We start from the raw sequence: 16,156 nt of genomic DNA, 5'->3' as shown, positions 1-16,156 counted from the left end.
GCATTATAGTTTGGGTTATAATCTCTCAGCGATACTTTTGTATGTCCCTCATTTAACTAACATCAACATTTGCAAATCATTAACATATTTCCATCAGGGTCTTGAAAATTAAAATAATGATCATGTTCAATCTCCGTCGTTAGGTTAACACCCTTCTTCTTCATAAATTGAAATGCTTCTTTAATATCTTTCGTATTCAGGTGAAATGCTGGAGTTTTATATACATGGTCCTCTGAATAAATCTTGCTGTCTAGCACAATCCCTGTACCCTCCATTGGTAACACATAAAGATGACCAAACTGTATTTCTCCCACAGTTTTTAAACCTAAAATATTACTATACCAATCTCTTGCTTTCTCTATATTGCTTACCGGAATGAATACAGCTCCAATTTGGTTTTGAATGGGATGAGTCATGAAAACACCTCTTATATTTAAATTTCTACCATCACCATAGTTTGTATATAGACAACTCTTTAATTAACTTAAAATATAGCATATTCCTATAATTTAGCAAACCAAAATAAATGCTGGACTTCTTGCCTGTTTTTTGGCTAGATGTGCCTACAAGTAGATCTTTATCCAGCATCTTCTTAACCATAAAAATCCCCTGAAAAATCCTCTCTCTTTAATAGTAATGGGTCTTCTTATCTGGTATAAATAGACTAGGAAGAAATAGTTTAAGAGAGGTGTACTAAACATGTTTTGTGATATTTGTCAGCCAAAACCAAAAGGTTATACTGTTTATTTTGCTGATGATCAAGATGCACAACCACTTATACATTACATAGAAGGAAAACCAGAGAATACGTGGAGTGCAGTAAATGAGAGAATGTTTTGGGTTATGGAACCTATTTTATTCGATATGATCGATTATGTAGAAGCCCATTTGAACCCTAAAAGCATTTATGCTGTCGAGTCAAACAGAGAAGATCCACTTAAAACGTTATATAAAATGAAACAAATCCATGAGTTTCATATAGAACGGGAGTCAAGCTGGATTGATGAGGTTATCGAGGAAAGCCAACTTCGCACCCATTTCCAACCTATTATAGAAAGAATAAATGAAAGTTCTGAAATTGTAGGGTACGAGCTTCTTTCAAGAGGAGTAGATCAAGATGAAAACATCATCCCTCCTTTCAAGCTATTTGAAGCAGCAAGGGTGAGAAATCGGACGTTTGCTCTTGATCGTGCCTGCAGGCTACAGGCAGTTCGGAACGCTGCTACTTTACCTACTGATAAATTAATCTTTATTAATTTTATTCCAACCGCTATTTATGTTCCGGAGCATTGTCTTGCCACTACCTTTGCTTTGATTAAGAAGCTTAAGATAAAGCCGGAGCAGGTAGTATTTGAAGTAGTGGAAACAGATGAAGTAGAAAATATTGAGCATTTGAAATCCATCTTAAATTATTATCGTGATCACGGTTTTAAATATGCCTTAGATGATGTTGGAACAGGCTTTAATGATCTGCAAAAATTAGCCGATCTAAGACCTGATATTGTGAAGCTTGCCATGGAATTTTCTAGTGGCGTGAGTGAAGACAAAGCCAAACAGGAAGTTGCAGCATCCGTAGTAAAACTCTCACGTGAGATGGGTGCAAAAGCACTTGCAGAAGGTGTCGAAACAGAAGCAGATTATCACTATCTTACTAAAATGGGATATGAATTATTCCAAGGTTATTATTTTGCCAAGCCGAGTCCTACACCCTTGGAAACACTCAACTCAGAAAAAGACGGAAGGCCTGAACACCTACATGATAACAGCAGAATATAATAACACACCTAATATAACTGAGATATAACTCTACCAAAGTGACTCTCTTTCAGGAGCCACTTATTTTTTTATCGGTTTTGGACAAGAAGACTCCATCCTCAAGCTTAGCTAGGGTGGAGATGAATTGTCTGGGTTTCATGTATTACATACAAATAACGAACATTCGTACGTGTTTTTCTGATATAATAGATATAATATTCATATAAGAAAGTTGTGAAAAATATGTCTATTCACAAAGCCTATAAGTTTCGACTCTATCCAAATGCATCACAAGAAGTCTTCATTGCGAAGACGATTGGTTGCTCCCGTTTTGTGTTCAATCATTTCCTGAACCAATGGAATGAAGCTTACACGAAGACAGGAAAAGGCTTGACATACAAGGCTTGTTCCGCCCAGCTTACACAACTCAAAAAGCAATTGGTATGGCTTCAAGAAGTGGATAGCATAGCCGTGCAGTCAGCGCTTAAACACTTGGCTGATTCATATAACCGCTTTTTCCAAAAACAGAATAAAGCGCCACGGTTTAAATCAAAGAAAAACCCGGTTCAGTCTTATACGACAAAGTGCACCAATCATAATATTGCGGTTGTGGGGAACAAACTCAAATTACCAAAATTAGGTCTTGTCAGGTTTGCCAATAGCCGTGAAGTGGAGGGACGGATCCTGAGCGCTACGATAAGACGCAATCCAAGCGGCAAATATTTTATCTCGATCTTGGCTGAAATAGAGGGAAAACCGTTAGCCAAAACTGGTTCTGCTGTTGGAATTGACGTTGGACTAAAAGATTTTGCCGTGCTTTCGGATGGCACCGTATATAAGAATCCGAAACACTTTCGTACATTAGAGTCCCGCTTGGCAAAAGAACAGCGTATTCTTTCCAGGCGTAAAGAGCTGGCGCTAAAGCAAAAACGAGCCTTACAGGACGCCATGAACTATCAAAAACAAAAACGAAAAGTAGCGCGTCTTCATGAGCGTATCAGCAATGCACGGCAGGATTACCTGCATAAAATTTCTACTGTTATTATCAAAAACCACGACATTATTGGTATCGAAGACTTGCAGGTGTCCAACATGCTGAAAAATCATAAATTGGCAAAAGCCATCAACGAAGTGAGCTGTTCACCAGATGCTGGAATACAAAGCGGCTTGGTATGGGAAGCGCGTGATAGCCGTTGCCAGGAATTTTCCGTCCAGTCAGCTTTGCTCCACACCAGATTGTGGCTATCAAAATAAAGCCGTTAAAGATCTCGGATTGCGCCAATGGGTTTGTCCCCATTGCGGCGCACATCATGACCGGGATAAAAACGCAAGCTTGAATCTTAAAAACGAAGCGTTACGACTTCTAACTGCGGGGACGCAGGGATAGCCTAATAACATAACTTTCGGTTGCGAAGGTGTTCTTAGGAATCCCCCACTTCAAACGTTTGTTATGTGGGGTTCATTCAAAGACTTATTTCCTGTATACTTGGGTTATGCAATGAATTGGAGGAGAACAAAAATGAAGGTAAAAATGAATGTACAAACTGCATACCATGGGGATTTGCTCCGTGCGGGGAAAATATATGAAATTGATGAAGCGACTGCAGAACGTTGGATCGCCAGTAAAATTGCGGTAGCGGTAGAGGAATAAAGTGTCTTTTGATTTAGACACACAGCACCTCAGGGTGGGAGAAATTTCCCCTGTAGATACCTTATAGATGCTACGTTATAATGAGTAGGACAAGGAGGTGATTAGATTGAGTGAGGAACGATTTGATCGGATGGAGAATACTCTATCGCAAATTATTACAATGCTAGGTAATGTTATGGAAGAACAAACTGCTATGAAGACTGATCAGGCTACTATGAAAGAGGAGTTAACCACTCTAAAAGACATGCAAGCTGCTATGAAGGCCGATCAGGCTACCATGTGGAAAGAGATCACCGCTATGAAAGAAGAAAACAAGGAGCAACATACTGAAGTAATGGACAAGCTAAAAACCATCGAGGCGGACCAGGAGCATATTTGGGAAAAAGCCGCTCGTAATGAACGAGAGTTTGCGCGATTTAAGAATCAATTCCACTTTTAAAAATCCACAACTAAAAACAAACTACAACTGGAAAACCTCATTTTTCACCCGTTACAAGCTCCAAGCCTGTAACGGGTTTATTTTATCCACAAATAATATTAAAATGTTTTCTAGTTTTCATAGCTAGCAGTTAATTTCTCAAAGAATTTGGTAAAGAAATATATGCCAGATGAACTCGGAATTAAATTATACTAATTTACTTCTTTCCTCTCTTTTACCTGCTTTAAAGTTGCTACGATAAGGAAGCTAACGATCACTAATAAGACCCATGAACTAACCTTTCCTAAATGAACAAGGCTCCATACATCCGTTTGATTTGGATATTCCCAAGCCCCAAAGAACGTTGCTATATTTTCAGCAATCCATATAAAAAATCCAATGAGTACAAAAGCAAGTGCAAGTGGCATACGATAACGAATTCTATTAACCTCGTAGGTAACCCCTGATTTCAAAAAGACAAGAATGATTAGTCCAGTTAAAAACCAACGAATGTCAATTAAAAAATGATGGGTAAAGAAATTCAAATAAATTGCAGATGCTAATGGTATCACTACGATAAACGGTGGCCATTTAACTAAATTAACCTTTAATCTTCTCCACGCTTGGCATAAATAACTTGCCACACTTGCGTACATAAATCCGCTATACAAAGGAACACCAAATATCTTGAAATACCCTTCCTCAGGATAAGACCATGACCCCATGTGCACCTTGAAAATCTCTAAAGCAAGACCAATTAGATGAAACAATGTGATAACTTTTAGCTCATCTCGTGTTTCAAGCCCAGAATGTACCATCCACCACTGCATTAAAAGGAATATAATGAGAAGCCAGTCATACCGTGGCAGAAAAGGAAGTGGAATAATTTGAGTGATTGCTAAAGAGGCAAAAATGACGACTGGGAATAAACATGAAAGTGCTTGTTCCCACCCAAAATGAAAGAGTTGTTTAAAAGAACTCGTAAATCGTACCTTTAACGTCTTATTTTGAAACTCATTTGGATTAATTGAATTCATAATTAGCTCCTATCCTATTTATTCCTAATTGATTTGATTTTAGCATCATATTTATCGATTATCAATATATATTTATTATTTTACTATTATTTATTATTGTTTTCATATATTAAGAGTTGGGGATTTCCATACCTTTTAATAAAAGCATTTTTAATGTAACGCTATGAGAGAAGTATGTAATTATTTACATTACCTCTGAATTAATATAGTGAACTGTGGTAAAGTAACCATAAATATCTAACTGAGGGGAAGATGATGACCTATGACAACTAGCAGCAAACCCAACGGATTAATTAATGAAAAGTCTCCTTATTTATTACAGCATGCCTATAATCCAGTCAATTGGCTTCCATGGGGTGAGGAACCCTTTGCTATAGCAAAGCGGGAAGGAAAGCCAATTTTTTTATCTATTGGATATAGTACTTGTCATTGGTGTCATGTTATGGCACACGAATCCTTTGAAGATGAAGAAGTTTCCGACCTTTTAAACTCACATTATGTCTCGATAAAAGTGGACAGAGAAGAACGACCAGATGTTGATTCGATTTATATGAAGGTATGTCAAATGATGACGGGGCATGGTGGCTGGCCATTAACCATTATCATGACGCCAGATCAAATCCCCTTTTATGCAGGTACATACTTTCCAAAAGAAAGTAAATACGGAATGCCCGGTGTAATGGAGATGCTGACACAGCTGCACAGAAAATATGAAAACGATCCTGCCCATATTTCAGAGCTTACGGAAAGTGTGCGTGCTGCACTGAAGCGAACCGTCATGGCCAAAAGTGAATCGAGACTTACGGAGAAAAGCTGTCAGGAGGCATTCCACCAACTTTCCGGCCAGTTTGATCTTACGTATGGGGGCTTTGGGGATGCTCCAAAGTTTCCTATGCCACATGTGCTTACCTTTTTACACAGACACTTTCAAACAAATGGGAACAATACTGCACTCGATATGGCGAAGAAAACCCTTTACTCTATGGCTGATGGTGGCATTTATGATCATATTGGATTTGGTTTTGCGAGATATGCTACAGATGAAAAGTGGCTTGTCCCCCACTTTGAAAAAATGCTGTATGATAATGCTTTACTCTTAATTTCATATACAGAAGGATTTTCACTTACAAAGGATGAACATTTTAAAAAAATAGCTACTGAAATCATCACCTTTTTACAGCGGGAAATGAAGGGATTAGATGGAGCCTATTATTCGGCAATTGATGCCGATTCTGAAGGTGTGGAAGGAAAGTACTATGTTTGGGGCTATGACGAAATTCTTTCTATACTCGGGGATGAAGCAGGCTCTTTATTTGCAGATGTCTACTCCATTTCCCCTCAAGGTAATTTTGAAGGGGAAAATATTCCGAACCTCATTGGCAAAGACTTAGGGATAGAAGCAGCAAAACGAGGCATCAAGCCTGTGCTGTTAAGCAAGCAGATAGAGGAATCACGACAGAAACTGTTAGAGGTAAGGGAAAAACGTGTATACCCACATGTCGATGATAAGGTCTTAACCTCATGGAATGCCATGGCTATTGCAGCTCTGGCAAAGGCTTCAAGAGTATTTGATCAGGATGATTATTTAGGTTATGCCAAGGGGGCAGTTGCCTTTATTGAAGAAAAACTTATGGATGATGACCGTTTGATGGCTCGGTATCGTGATGGCGAAACGAAGTATAAGGCATATATTGACGACTATGCTTATCTTTCCTGGGCTTACCTTGAATTATATGATGCAACGTATTCATTAGAATACTTGAAAAAAGCGAGAGCTCTAGCAGATAACATGTTGGCATTATTCTGGGATGAGGAAAATGGTGGATTCTTTTTCAGTGGGAATGATAGTGAAGAACTCATAGCTGTTGATAAAGATATTTACGATGGAGCACTTCCTTCTGGAAATAGTGTTGCAGCTGTAATGCTTGCAAGGATTGGGTATTTAACTGGAGAGTCTCGTTACCTTGATAAAGTGGATGAAATGTATTATAGCTTTTATGATGATATAAAGCGTCAAGCCTCTGCAGCGCCGTTCTTCCTGCAAGCTCTGCAGCTTACAGAAAATCCAACGAAGGAAGTTGTGATTATCGGTGCGGAAAACGATTTTGACAGACAGCGTTTAATCCGACAGCTGAACCAGCATTTCCTCCCTCATATCACATTATTGGTTGCTGAAGATGCGGAACGTTTGGCACAGGTAGCCCCATTTGCAGCAGATTATAAGCAAATGGGCAATAAAACGACTGTCTATATTTGTGAAAACTTCGCCTGCCAGCAGCCGACAACAGATGTGGAGAGTGCTTTAGAGGAGATATTGAAGTAGTTTAGGATTGGTGTGTCTCTTTCGGGTAGTGACGCGTCTCTTTGGAGGCAGGTTGCGTCTCTTTCGGGTGATGGTGCGCCTCTTGGGATGGAGTCTGCGTCTCCTTCGGGTGGTGGCGCGTCTCCTGGGATGGGGGGTGCGTATCTTTCAGGTGGTGGTGCGCGACTTTTTAGGATTGACACGCGACTTCACGTAGCTCCCGCGCGACTTTTCAAGAACTACAACAGGCACAAAAAAACCGCTCCATCAATAGATGGCGCGGCTTTTTTTATCTATTTATTCGCAAAGAATTTCTCTGCTTTTTCTAGGAATACTTCTTGTTCTGGTGTTATATCGTATTCTTCTTCTATTGCATCTACTGGGCAGACGGCTTTACATGCTCCACAATCGATACAAATATCTGGATCTATGTAAAACTGGTCTGGACCTTCCTCTATACAATCAACTGGACACACACTGACACATTCGGCTGCTTTCTCCGGTCCGCATGGATCCAATATAACGAATGCCATTTAAGTTACCTCCCTTATCACATAAAAGATAGCTAGTATCTCTTCTATTATGATACATGAGAGGGCAATTGCAAGTAAACAGCTTAGAGCAAATTCCCGTTATTTTTCGAAGTAAAGCTCGTAATGTAGTGCACATCCTGGGTTAAAAGCTGCTTGACAGGAAGGGCAAGCATAGCCTGATTTTAAATAGTCACCAATATTTAGTTCTTTACCACAGGATCCGCAGAGAATAGCTTTATGATCGAATTTCTCCTTTGGCCATACTTCTTTTTTGCCACAACCATATTCCTCATGGCATTTATAACAAGGATAATATTCCTGACAGCAATAAAATTTAATTGCAATCCGGTCTGTGGGACCATGGTAGTGCGTGCAACGTGTTTCTTTATCCAGTGAACCTTTTATCGTAAATCCATGTATATTCAAGAAATTACCCCCTTTATCACGTTTTACTTACTCTTTCAGTGGGAAAAGCTTAGATATAATCATTATAAAGGATAAAGGAGTTTGTCAAAATGAAAACATATAGTGTCGTACCGAATGTAGATGTGTCAGGCTGGTTTGTTAAACTAGAGAATGTGGCCCCAGAAGATGTATACGAGGCAAAAGATGATGCCATCGCCGCCGCAGTGCAAATGGCAAAAGAAAACACACCAAGCATGGTGGAAATCATGGACAAGAATCATAACGTCATAGAAGAAAAACGATTCTAGTAGTTTACATTTCTATAGCGAGGGTACTAGTATACTAAACAATAAAAGGCAGGAGAGATGAACAATGGAAAAAACAAAGAATAACAAAGTTGGATTACTAGTAGGTGCTGGAGCTTTAGCAGGTATTTCCTTCATCCTTCTGAATCCAAAAACAAGAACAAAAGTAAAAGATTCATCCATGAATGCGAAAGATTCTGTTGTAACGTACACTCAAAAAATTAAAGAAGATCCAAATGGCACAAAACAATCTCTTGTTGAAAATGCCAAACAAACACTATCAAGCGCACAGCAAGCACTTGAGAAAGTACAAAACGTTTGGGCTAACGAAGGCCAGGAAATAAAAGAAACAGCTAAAAATATTGTGGATGAAACAAAAGAGCTTGGTGACCAAGCGAAAGATGTAAAAGAAGGCGTGAAGGATGCCAAGTCTGATATTGACGATGCAAGAAACACTGCAATGGATGCTGGTAAAAAGGTGAAGAAGGAAGCAAAATCTACTAATACTTCATCAAAATCCAGCAATTCTAACGAAACGGATCATCATGTATTAGATGAACCAGTAAATAAAATGTAGAAAAGAAGCGCTAAGGGCGCTTCTTTTTTTGTGGCATGTTTTCCCAGCTACTTGTGCCCCTATTTCCCTATTCTAAAAAAGCCTCGTTTCTCTCTTTACTAGAAAGAAACGAGACTTTTACATAACGAGTGTTTCGAATTTAAATTTCTTACTTCTTCAACTTAGCCAACTGCTCTGCCAGGGCATTATTGGTAAAACCTTCATCCTGCTTTTTCAGATACTTGTTAACATCTTTTTTGGAGACTTTATGCTTTTTCTCTTTTTGTTTCCGCTCATTAAAGGTAGACAGTTTTTCTCTGTGGCCACATTTACAGGTAAACATTTGGCCTTCTCCTTGTCCGCGCAGTTCTAAGCGTTTATGACATTTTGGACAGCGGGCATTTGTTTGTTTGGCAATGTTTTTCTTATGCCCACAGGAACGATCCTGACAGACGAGCATTTTGCCGTTTTTATTCTTGATTTCCAACATTAATTTTCCGCAGTCAGGACACTTCGTCCCTGTCATATTGTCATGCTTGAACGTTTCCTGCGTGTTTTTAATCTGCTGTACGACATCTTTGGCATAATCCTTCATTTCAGCGATGAATTTATTTTTATTAAGTTTTCCTTCTGCTATTAGACCAAGCTTCTGCTCCCACTCTGCTGTAAGTGCAGGGGATTGCAGGTCATTCGGAACAAGATCCAGCAATTGACGCCCTTTTGATGTGATGAAAATATGCTTTCCCTTCATCTCCATGTACATACCGTTGAATAGTTTTTCAATGATATCAGCGCGTGTTGCAACAGTACCTAGGCCACCTGTTTGATTAATGGTTCCAGCAAGATGCTTCTCATCTGGCTGCATATAGCGAACAGGGTTTTCCATTGCTTGTAGGAGCGCACCTTCCGTGAAACGCTCTGGCGGCTTCGTTTCCCCTTGTGTACGGGATAGCTGCAGATTGGCGAAGGTATCGCCTTTTTCCACTGCCGGCAACTTCTCTTCGTCCTCTTTGTCCCCATCATCAAAACGATTGTTGTACACTTCTTTCCAACCTTGTTTTTTCACTGTTTTTCCTCTTGCAGAAAAACGTTCCCCATCGATCGTGGCAACTAATGTTACCTGCTCGTATTCAAATGGATCGGATAAAACGGCCAAAAAGCGTTTTACAACAAGATCATAAATCTTGCGTTCTTTATCATCCAGATCAGCCAAAATTACATGCTGTTCGGTTGGAATGATGGCATGGTGATCGGAGACTTTCTCATTATTAACTACAGATTTTGATAGCTTAAATTGCTTGTTTTGTAGCTTTCCAGCAATCTTCGCATACTCATCTACCCCACATGCCTTTAAGCGATCCTTTAATGTTGGCACGATGTCTGTCGTGAGTACTCTTGAATCTGTACGTGGATAAGTTAGAACTTTATGGCGCTCGTAAAGACGTTGCATCAGGGATAGTGTTTGCTTACCGGAAAAGCCAAAAATTCGGTTGGCATCACGCTGTAGCTCCGTTAAATCATATAGCTGAGGTGCATGTTTTTTCTTGTAGGCTTTATCTACTTCCACAATTTTAGCCGGCTTGTTTTTTAATTGCTTATACAAGCCATCTGCTTTTTCTTCTGAAAAGATGCGGGTGTTATTTTTATCATCTTGCCACGTAAGCTTAAATCCTTTGCCAGTCTTTGCTACAATTCCATAAAACATGCGTGGCTTGAAGTCTTTAATTTCCTTTTCCCTAGCTGCAATCATTGCAAGTGTCGGTGTTTGAACTCGCCCACTGGACAGCTGTGCATTGAACTTTGTTGTCAAAGCACGTGTAGCATTAAGTCCAACATACCAGTCTGCTTCAGAACGAGCGACCGCTGCATGGTAAAGATTTTCAAATTTCCCACCGGGCTTCAATTGATTAAATCCATCCCGAATTGCTTTATCGGTTACAGAAGAAATCCACAGACGCTTCACGGGTTTGGTGTTCCGTGCTTTTTCTAGGATCCAGCGTGCTACTAGCTCCCCTTCTCTTCCAGCATCTGTTGCAATGACAACAGATGAAACATCATTTCGGTTTAGAACCGATTTTACCGCATTGAACTGTTTTCCGGTTTTCTTCATTACTACAAGCTTTAGCTGCTTTGGCAGCATCGGCAGGTCATCAAGCTTCCATGTTTTATATTTATCATCATAAACTTCAGGGTCGGCAAGTGTTACCAAATGCCCAAGTGCCCATGTCACAATATATTTTGAGCCTTCCATATAGCCATTGCCTTTTTTATTGCAATTCAGTACACGGGCAATGTCTCTGCCAACAGAAGGTTTTTCTGCTAATACAACCGTTTTACTCATACACAAAAATCCTCTCTTTTTGTTAAAGCGCTCCTTCTACTTTACCACAGAATCAATTGTTCTTGCAGAGCCACTTTGTTGGACAGGAACAGAGTAAGCCACCTCTCCATAAGCTATGGATACAACGAACGTGTAAAGGAATTGGTCGTATGCTTTTCTATACAGGATTATTACTATTAGTTGTTGCAGTAAGCCTTGACGGCTTTGGTGTTGGGATTACGTATGGAATGCGAAAAATACATGTACCTGCTGTTGCTCTATGTATTATTATGCTTTGTTCAGGCGGGATCGTGTTACTGGCCATGACGATCGGGACTGGGATTACCTCCCTCCTATCACCAGATATAACGAGGTTCATCGGTGGCGGGATATTGATTGCGATTGGTTCGCTTACCTTTTATAATAACGTCCGCTCTGGAAAGACACAGCAACAAAACCACAACGCGATTACAACGGTTTTGACTGACCCAAATAAGGCTGACTTAGACAAATCTGGGAATATCTCCTCTACAGAAGCCTTATTACTAGGTGCAGCGCTGGCTTTGGACGCCTTTGGTGCAGGAATTGGTGCATCAATGCTCGGCTATCCATCTGTTTTCACAGCCATTCTTGTTGCCTGTATGAGTGGAGTATTTCTCTTTAGCGGAATAAAACTAGGGCTTTACTTGGCCAAAAATAAACAAATGCAGCAAATGTCACTCCTCCCATCCCTTCTTTTAATTACCATTGGTGTATGTAATATTTTTCTATAAAGCGAAACTTCATTTGGTGGCGGTTACTGCAATGATGGCCAACTAAAAAATCCCGAACGCTTTAGAGGCGTCCGGGATTTTTGTTTTTTTTTACAGCATGGAGATGATCCAGCCTATAACAACGATTGCTCCGATAATCATTAAAATGGTACGTAACATACATTTCATCCTTTCAGTGTAACGCTTAGTTTCTTTTTGTCTCCTGTCTATAGGTTACCCTGTATTAAACGGTAAGAAACATTACGAAACAATGTTAAGGAGTAATGTAATGGTAACAATACTGACGAGCGTTGCTGCAAAGGTGATGCTGGAAACAAGTTCTGGCTCTGTATCAAACTCAATAGCGTACATCGTAGTGGTAGCCGCTGTTGGCATTGCCGAGATGATGATAAGAACAGATGCAATGATCGGATCCATATCCACAATCGCTACAAACCCGAAGGCAATCAGTGGTGCGACAATCATTTTTAATGTGACGGCGGAAATCAGCACGTGCCAATTAAGCTTTAGACCTGTTATGGACGCAAGCTGCATTCCTAGCATCACCATCATGACGGGAATGGCTGCGTCTCCTACCATCGAAAGAGTAGAGTGGGCAGCTTCAGGAACCGGTAAGCTAAATTGCTGAAAGACAAAGGCCAGTATAGCAGCATAGGTGGTCGGCATTTTCAATACATTCAACACCGCTCGCTTCATTCCGCTCGTACTCCGAGAAGCATAATAAACACCGAAGAAGTTATTTTGCAGCGCCTGTACTACCATAATAAAAATCGCAAACGGTACTGCTTCCTGTCCCACACTGAAGAGCACAACAGGCAAACCATAGTTACCAGAGTTCATAAATCCTGTAGCTAGAATAGATGCACTCTCCACTGATGGTGACCATTTAAATACACGTGCCACTATTTTATTTAGAAGAACCATTATAAAAAATAGGACAAAGATATAAATGAATATAATTAAAAAATCACGATCAAACGACGCATCGTACAATGAAACGAAAACAAGTGCCGGTGACAGTATATAAAGCGACACAGCTGAAACGGATTTCACATCAAGTAATCGAATTCGTTGTAATACATACCCTGCTGCAAAAACAGCCATAATTGGCAAAATAACATTTAAAAATAAACTCATGATGACATCCCCACTATAATTTTGTATTTTCCTAGTTTACCATATTTGATTCGTTTAGGACGGGCGATTTGGATGGTGGTGGTTTCACTTTGTGGTGGCTGACGTTTCAGTTCCCATAGCTGATGTTTCACTTTTGGCCTGTTTGGTTTCTCTTCATGCCGCTCACGCTTCACTTTTAGCTCCTCTTGCGCCACTTTTTCTTTTGCTGCTTCTCTTCTCCCTTCCATCGCGTCACTTTTTCCTATTCCTGCGTCAATCACTCCTCCCTTTGCGTCTGTTTAACTTATTCCGGCGTCTTCTCTCCCACAGTAGTTGACAAAGGAACCAAATGTGTATATATTGTATATAATGTATATACACAATAACAAAATGAGGTTTTGTAAATGAATATTCTAATTGCCAGTACGAGTAAAGAGCCATTGTTCCAGCAAATCAAGGAACAGATTAAACAGCATATTTATTCCGGAGAGCTGAAGGAAGGCGATGCGCTCCCCTCCATGCGTGCGCTTGCCAAGGATTTGAAGGTAAGTGTGATTACAACCAAAAGGGCATATGAGGATCTGGAAAATGAGGGATACCTTATATCCTCTGTTGGCAAAGGAACCTTTGTTGCTGGTCAACAGCCCCATGTTTTGAAAGAATGGCAGGTTCGCGAGCTAGAGAATGAGCTGGAAAAACTCACAACAGAAGGAAAACGGCTTGGACTTTCTAAAGATGACTTAATCGAACTGTTGGAGATTTACTATGAAGGAGAGTAGATGCATGAATGCTGTAGAGTTTCATGACGTGACAAAGAAGAGAAAAGATTTTACGCTGGATACAATTAATTTAACGATTCCTCAAGGCTATGTTACCGGATTTATTGGCCCAAATGGCAGTGGCAAAACAACGACCATTCAAATGCTGATGGACCTCCTCCCTCCTGACAGTGGAGACATCACACTATTTGATGAGAGCAATAAAAACCATCGAATGAAGCAACGAATTGGATTTGTCTATGATGAACTTTATATGTATGAGGAATTTAACATTAAGAAAATGAAGTCGTTTATTGCCCCACTTTATGAAAATTGGAATGAAACGCTGTTCCAACAATATTTAAAAGAGTTTGATTTACCATTAAAGAAGAAATTAAAGCATTTTTCCAAAGGTATGAAAATGAAGTGCTCGCTACTTTTCGCGCTAGCGCATGAGCCTGAATTCATTATTATGGATGAGCCAACTTCAGGTCTTGACCCAATATTTCGTAGAGAGTTGCTTGATCTATTACAGGAATTAATGCTGCGTGATAATCAAACGATTTTCCTGTCCACACACATCACCACAGACCTTGAGCGAATAGCTGATTATATTGTTTTCATATATAAAGGCGAAATTATTTTTCAAAAAAGCATGCTCGAAATACAGGAACAGTTCCATATTGTGAAAGGGAAGCGGGAAATGATTGATGCAGATACAGAAACCCTCTTCTCGGGGATAAAAATGAGCCAGCATGGATTTTCAGCACTCTTTGAAGGAGACCCCACTGTTTTTAATGCTTATGGTGATGATTTAGTGATAGAGAAAGCTAGTCTGGAAGATATTATGTACTTCCTGACAAGGGAGGAACCTGAATGATTGCGCACTTGATGAAGAAAGATTTCCATATTAATAGTTTCTATTACGGATTTAATGGGCTATTAATCCCATTATTTTATGTGATGGGATTTACAGAAAGTTATTTTTTCTTTGTGATCATTATTCATTTCCTTTTTAATCTATTCTATTTTGATCATCGTAATCATGTAAATCGATTTATCAGTAGCCTTCCTGTAAAGCTTCATCATGTTGTATTAAGCAGGTATCTGTATTTGCTTTTATTTCTAATCGGCTTTCTTTCATACGTATGGCTTATAGATAGCATTGCTTCTAAGGGGTTGCCTTATTTGACTTCCCCACCTATTGATGCCATAAGTATAACGTTATTGTTTACTACGATTTGTATAGTTGTATCGTTATCTATGCCAATCTACTATCTCGTAACATCTTTTACTAAAGCATTTGTAATTCAGATGGGGCTACTAGTTTTTAGTACCTTTGCTTTCTCAGTCACGCTTGGAAATGATCTCATTACTTTTCACGAACCGATTTTATCTTGGTTTTCCAATTTAATTGAAATCCAACCAATCATTATCCTTGTGGCAATTTCCCTTGTATTCTTATACTTGTCCTATCTTTTATCTGCCTGGATATACACAAAAAAAGCGAAAGTTTGAGAGGAGGATTACCATGCTACACTTTGTTAAATACGACCTAATTATGCCAACTTGGGGAACTTTGCTTACTTTTCTCCTAACCATACCATTGTTCTATGCTGTTATGCTTCCGTCATTCTTTGTTTTCAATGTATATGTTATGACCACCTTGATCGGCTTGTTTTATACAGACCAGCGATCAAAAAGCAGGCTCTATATGTCTAGCCTGCCTGTTAAAAGAGCATCCATTGTGCAAGGTAGATACGTTTCTATTTTAATGGTAGGTATATTCTTTATCTTTTATCAAGGACTATGTGGAAGAATCCTTAGCCTCCTATTCGAAAATAACTACTATGTTTATAGTTGGAAGGATATGCTGGTACTTTTATGTATGGCTGCATTGATAGAAGCAGTGGCTATTCCACTATATTATGGTCTTACTTCCTTCTTAATGGCTACTGGAGGGCTTGCATTTTTATATTTTTTCTCCATTATTTTCTCCCTCCCACCTTTAACAAATGTTTTAGGAATGGAGCAGGAAATCATCTTTAATGACCTTGACCCGGGGTTTGTGTTGCTCGTGGAAAAGTACATTCCTTTCCAGCCATATGTAACACTTAGTTTGGTAACAGCTATCCTTTTTTATCTTTCTTTAAAGCTTTCCGAACTGTTGTTTGTAAAAAAAGCTAAGGTTTCTTGAAAACAATTTGTTCTCGAGAGATTATGTGTT

Annotated in this window: 18 protein-coding genes and 1 pseudogene; 12 read left to right on the top strand and 7 right to left on the bottom strand. The window is 39.4% G+C overall.

Going from position 1 to position 16,156, the window contains the following annotated elements; genetic code table 11:
* Positions 1-62: 62 nt before the first annotated feature.
* Positions 63-416: a VOC family protein gene (locus tag ACTWPF_RS06050; protein ID WP_443148676.1), complete on the bottom strand. Its 354-nt coding sequence runs from the start codon at positions 414-416 to the stop codon at positions 63-65.
* Between the two features lie 283 nt (positions 417-699).
* Here ACTWPF_RS06050 and ACTWPF_RS06045 point away from each other — a divergent pair, with 283 nt between their 5' ends.
* The 4 genes and pseudogenes from ACTWPF_RS06045 (at position 700) to ACTWPF_RS06030 (ending at position 3,845) form a co-directional block, all read left to right on the top strand.
* Positions 700-1,776, top strand: a complete 1,077-nt coding sequence (locus tag ACTWPF_RS06045; protein ID WP_443148675.1) for an EAL domain-containing protein — start codon at positions 700-702, stop codon at positions 1,774-1,776.
* A 222-nt stretch (positions 1,777-1,998) separates the two neighbouring features.
* Positions 1,999-3,142: pseudogene (tnpB, locus tag ACTWPF_RS06040) on the top strand (IS200/IS605 family element RNA-guided endonuclease TnpB).
* Positions 3,143-3,274: 132 nt separating this feature from the next.
* Positions 3,275-3,406, top strand: a complete 132-nt coding sequence (locus tag ACTWPF_RS06035; RefSeq protein WP_286162945.1) for a hypothetical protein — start codon at positions 3,275-3,277, stop codon at positions 3,404-3,406.
* Between the two features lie 106 nt (positions 3,407-3,512).
* A complete protein-coding gene (locus ACTWPF_RS06030) occupies positions 3,513-3,845 on the top strand; it encodes a hypothetical protein (RefSeq protein WP_443148674.1) in 333 nt (110 codons plus the stop codon).
* Positions 3,846-4,036: 191 nt separating this feature from the next.
* Here the strand turns inward: ACTWPF_RS06030 and ACTWPF_RS06025 are convergent, their stop codons facing one another.
* Positions 4,037-4,861 (bottom strand): DUF817 domain-containing protein, encoded by an 825-nt coding sequence (locus ACTWPF_RS06025; protein ID WP_106897442.1) that lies wholly within the window; start codon positions 4,859-4,861, stop codon positions 4,037-4,039.
* 262 nt (positions 4,862-5,123) lie between these two features.
* On the opposite strand from ACTWPF_RS06025, the gene ACTWPF_RS06020 reads away from it, so the two are divergent.
* Positions 5,124-7,184 (top strand): thioredoxin domain-containing protein, encoded by a 2,061-nt coding sequence (locus ACTWPF_RS06020; protein ID WP_443148673.1) that lies wholly within the window; start codon positions 5,124-5,126, stop codon positions 7,182-7,184.
* A 272-nt stretch (positions 7,185-7,456) separates the two neighbouring features.
* On the opposite strand, the gene ACTWPF_RS06015 is transcribed toward ACTWPF_RS06020, so the two are convergent.
* Positions 7,457-7,696 carry an indolepyruvate ferredoxin oxidoreductase subunit alpha gene (locus ACTWPF_RS06015; RefSeq protein WP_036575320.1) on the bottom strand — a complete coding sequence of 80 codons (240 nt, stop codon included), beginning with the start codon at positions 7,694-7,696 and terminating at the stop codon, positions 7,457-7,459.
* Positions 7,697-7,795: 99 nt separating this feature from the next.
* Positions 7,796-8,122 (bottom strand): CHY zinc finger protein, encoded by a 327-nt coding sequence (locus ACTWPF_RS06010; protein ID WP_161464039.1) that lies wholly within the window; start codon positions 8,120-8,122, stop codon positions 7,796-7,798.
* An 89-nt stretch (positions 8,123-8,211) separates the two neighbouring features.
* Here ACTWPF_RS06010 and ACTWPF_RS06005 point away from each other — a divergent pair, with 89 nt between their 5' ends.
* Both ACTWPF_RS06005 and ACTWPF_RS06000 read left to right on the top strand, forming a co-directional pair.
* On the top strand, positions 8,212-8,409 hold the full coding sequence (locus ACTWPF_RS06005; RefSeq protein WP_161464038.1) for a DUF2188 domain-containing protein: 198 nt from the start codon (positions 8,212-8,214) through the stop codon (positions 8,407-8,409).
* Positions 8,410-8,473: 64 nt separating this feature from the next.
* Complete coding sequence (locus tag ACTWPF_RS06000; protein WP_161464037.1) at positions 8,474-8,983, top strand: hypothetical protein; 510 nt, start codon at positions 8,474-8,476, stop codon at positions 8,981-8,983.
* A gap of 148 nt (positions 8,984-9,131) precedes the next feature.
* On the opposite strand, the gene ACTWPF_RS05995 is transcribed toward ACTWPF_RS06000, so the two are convergent.
* Complete coding sequence (locus ACTWPF_RS05995) at positions 9,132-11,303, bottom strand: DNA topoisomerase III (protein ID WP_161464036.1); 2,172 nt, start codon at positions 11,301-11,303, stop codon at positions 9,132-9,134.
* Positions 11,304-11,452: 149 nt separating this feature from the next.
* On the opposite strand from ACTWPF_RS05995, the gene ytaF reads away from it, so the two are divergent.
* Positions 11,453-12,055, top strand: a complete 603-nt coding sequence (gene ytaF / locus ACTWPF_RS05990) for a sporulation membrane protein YtaF (RefSeq protein ID WP_161464035.1) — start codon at positions 11,453-11,455, stop codon at positions 12,053-12,055.
* A 240-nt stretch (positions 12,056-12,295) separates the two neighbouring features.
* Here ytaF and ACTWPF_RS05985 read toward each other — a convergent pair whose 3' ends face one another.
* Both ACTWPF_RS05985 and ACTWPF_RS05980 read right to left on the bottom strand, forming a co-directional pair.
* Positions 12,296-13,192 carry an AEC family transporter gene (locus ACTWPF_RS05985; protein ID WP_443148672.1) on the bottom strand — a complete coding sequence of 299 codons (897 nt, stop codon included), beginning with the start codon at positions 13,190-13,192 and terminating at the stop codon, positions 12,296-12,298.
* Entirely contained in the window at positions 13,189-13,452 is a 264-nt protein-coding gene (locus ACTWPF_RS05980) for a hypothetical protein (RefSeq protein ID WP_443148671.1), read from the bottom strand. The genes ACTWPF_RS05985 and ACTWPF_RS05980 overlap by 4 nt, the downstream gene beginning before the upstream one ends.
* A gap of 123 nt (positions 13,453-13,575) precedes the next feature.
* Between ACTWPF_RS05980 and ACTWPF_RS05975 the strand changes: the two genes are divergently transcribed.
* The 4 genes from ACTWPF_RS05975 to ACTWPF_RS05960 are packed head-to-tail and all read left to right on the top strand — an operon-like array spanning position 13,576 to position 16,126.
* The gene (locus ACTWPF_RS05975; protein ID WP_443148670.1) at positions 13,576-13,950 is read left to right on the top strand and encodes a GntR family transcriptional regulator; all 375 of its coding nucleotides are present in this window, start codon (positions 13,576-13,578) and stop codon (positions 13,948-13,950) included.
* Positions 13,951-13,954: 4 nt separating this feature from the next.
* A complete protein-coding gene (locus ACTWPF_RS05970) occupies positions 13,955-14,809 on the top strand; it encodes an ABC transporter ATP-binding protein (protein WP_443148669.1) in 855 nt (284 codons plus the stop codon).
* Positions 14,806-15,447, top strand: coding sequence for an ABC-2 transporter permease (locus ACTWPF_RS05965; protein ID WP_443148668.1), 642 nt, complete (start codon positions 14,806-14,808; stop codon positions 15,445-15,447). The genes ACTWPF_RS05970 and ACTWPF_RS05965 overlap by 4 nt, the downstream gene beginning before the upstream one ends.
* A gap of 13 nt (positions 15,448-15,460) precedes the next feature.
* Complete coding sequence (locus ACTWPF_RS05960) at positions 15,461-16,126, top strand: ABC-2 transporter permease (protein ID WP_443148667.1); 666 nt, start codon at positions 15,461-15,463, stop codon at positions 16,124-16,126.
* Positions 16,127-16,156: the final 30 nt, after the last annotated feature.

Source organism: Oceanobacillus sp. M65 (assembly GCF_052246275.1).
In the GTDB taxonomy this organism is placed as follows: Bacteria; Bacillota; Bacilli; order Bacillales; family Amphibacillaceae; genus Oceanobacillus_B; species Oceanobacillus_B jordanicus.
Note: the sequence above shows the minus strand (reverse complement) of the source record. Positions and strands in the feature narration are given on the sequence as shown.

Bases quoted from the DNA above. Each gene is read 5' to 3' on its own strand.
- ACTWPF_RS05975 (WP_443148670.1), top strand. From the start codon at position 13,576: ATGAATATTCTAATTGCCAGTACGAGTAAAGAGCCATTGTTCCAGCAA.
- ACTWPF_RS06050 (WP_443148676.1), bottom strand. From the start codon at position 416: ATGACTCATCCCATTCAAAACCAAATTGGAGCTGTATTCATTCCGGTA.
- ACTWPF_RS06005 (WP_161464038.1), top strand. From the start codon at position 8,212: ATGAAAACATATAGTGTCGTACCGAATGTAGATGTGTCAGGCTGGTTT.
- ACTWPF_RS05995 (WP_161464036.1), bottom strand. From the start codon at position 11,303: ATGAGTAAAACGGTTGTATTAGCAGAAAAACCTTCTGTTGGCAGAGAC.
- ACTWPF_RS05985 (WP_443148672.1), bottom strand. From the start codon at position 13,192: ATGAGTTTATTTTTAAATGTTATTTTGCCAATTATGGCTGTTTTTGCA.
- ACTWPF_RS06020 (WP_443148673.1), top strand. From the start codon at position 5,124: ATGACAACTAGCAGCAAACCCAACGGATTAATTAATGAAAAGTCTCCT.
- ACTWPF_RS05970 (WP_443148669.1), top strand. From the start codon at position 13,955: ATGAATGCTGTAGAGTTTCATGACGTGACAAAGAAGAGAAAAGATTTT.
- ACTWPF_RS06025 (WP_106897442.1), bottom strand. From the start codon at position 4,861: ATGAATTCAATTAATCCAAATGAGTTTCAAAATAAGACGTTAAAGGTA.
- ACTWPF_RS06000 (WP_161464037.1), top strand. From the start codon at position 8,474: ATGGAAAAAACAAAGAATAACAAAGTTGGATTACTAGTAGGTGCTGGA.
- ACTWPF_RS05960 (WP_443148667.1), top strand. From the start codon at position 15,461: ATGCTACACTTTGTTAAATACGACCTAATTATGCCAACTTGGGGAACT.
- ACTWPF_RS05965 (WP_443148668.1), top strand. From the start codon at position 14,806: ATGATTGCGCACTTGATGAAGAAAGATTTCCATATTAATAGTTTCTAT.
- ACTWPF_RS06045 (WP_443148675.1), top strand. From the start codon at position 700: ATGTTTTGTGATATTTGTCAGCCAAAACCAAAAGGTTATACTGTTTAT.
- ACTWPF_RS06015 (WP_036575320.1), bottom strand. From the start codon at position 7,696: ATGGCATTCGTTATATTGGATCCATGCGGACCGGAGAAAGCAGCCGAA.
- ACTWPF_RS06035 (WP_286162945.1), top strand. From the start codon at position 3,275: ATGAAGGTAAAAATGAATGTACAAACTGCATACCATGGGGATTTGCTC.
- ytaF (WP_161464035.1), top strand. From the start codon at position 11,453: ATGCTTTTCTATACAGGATTATTACTATTAGTTGTTGCAGTAAGCCTT.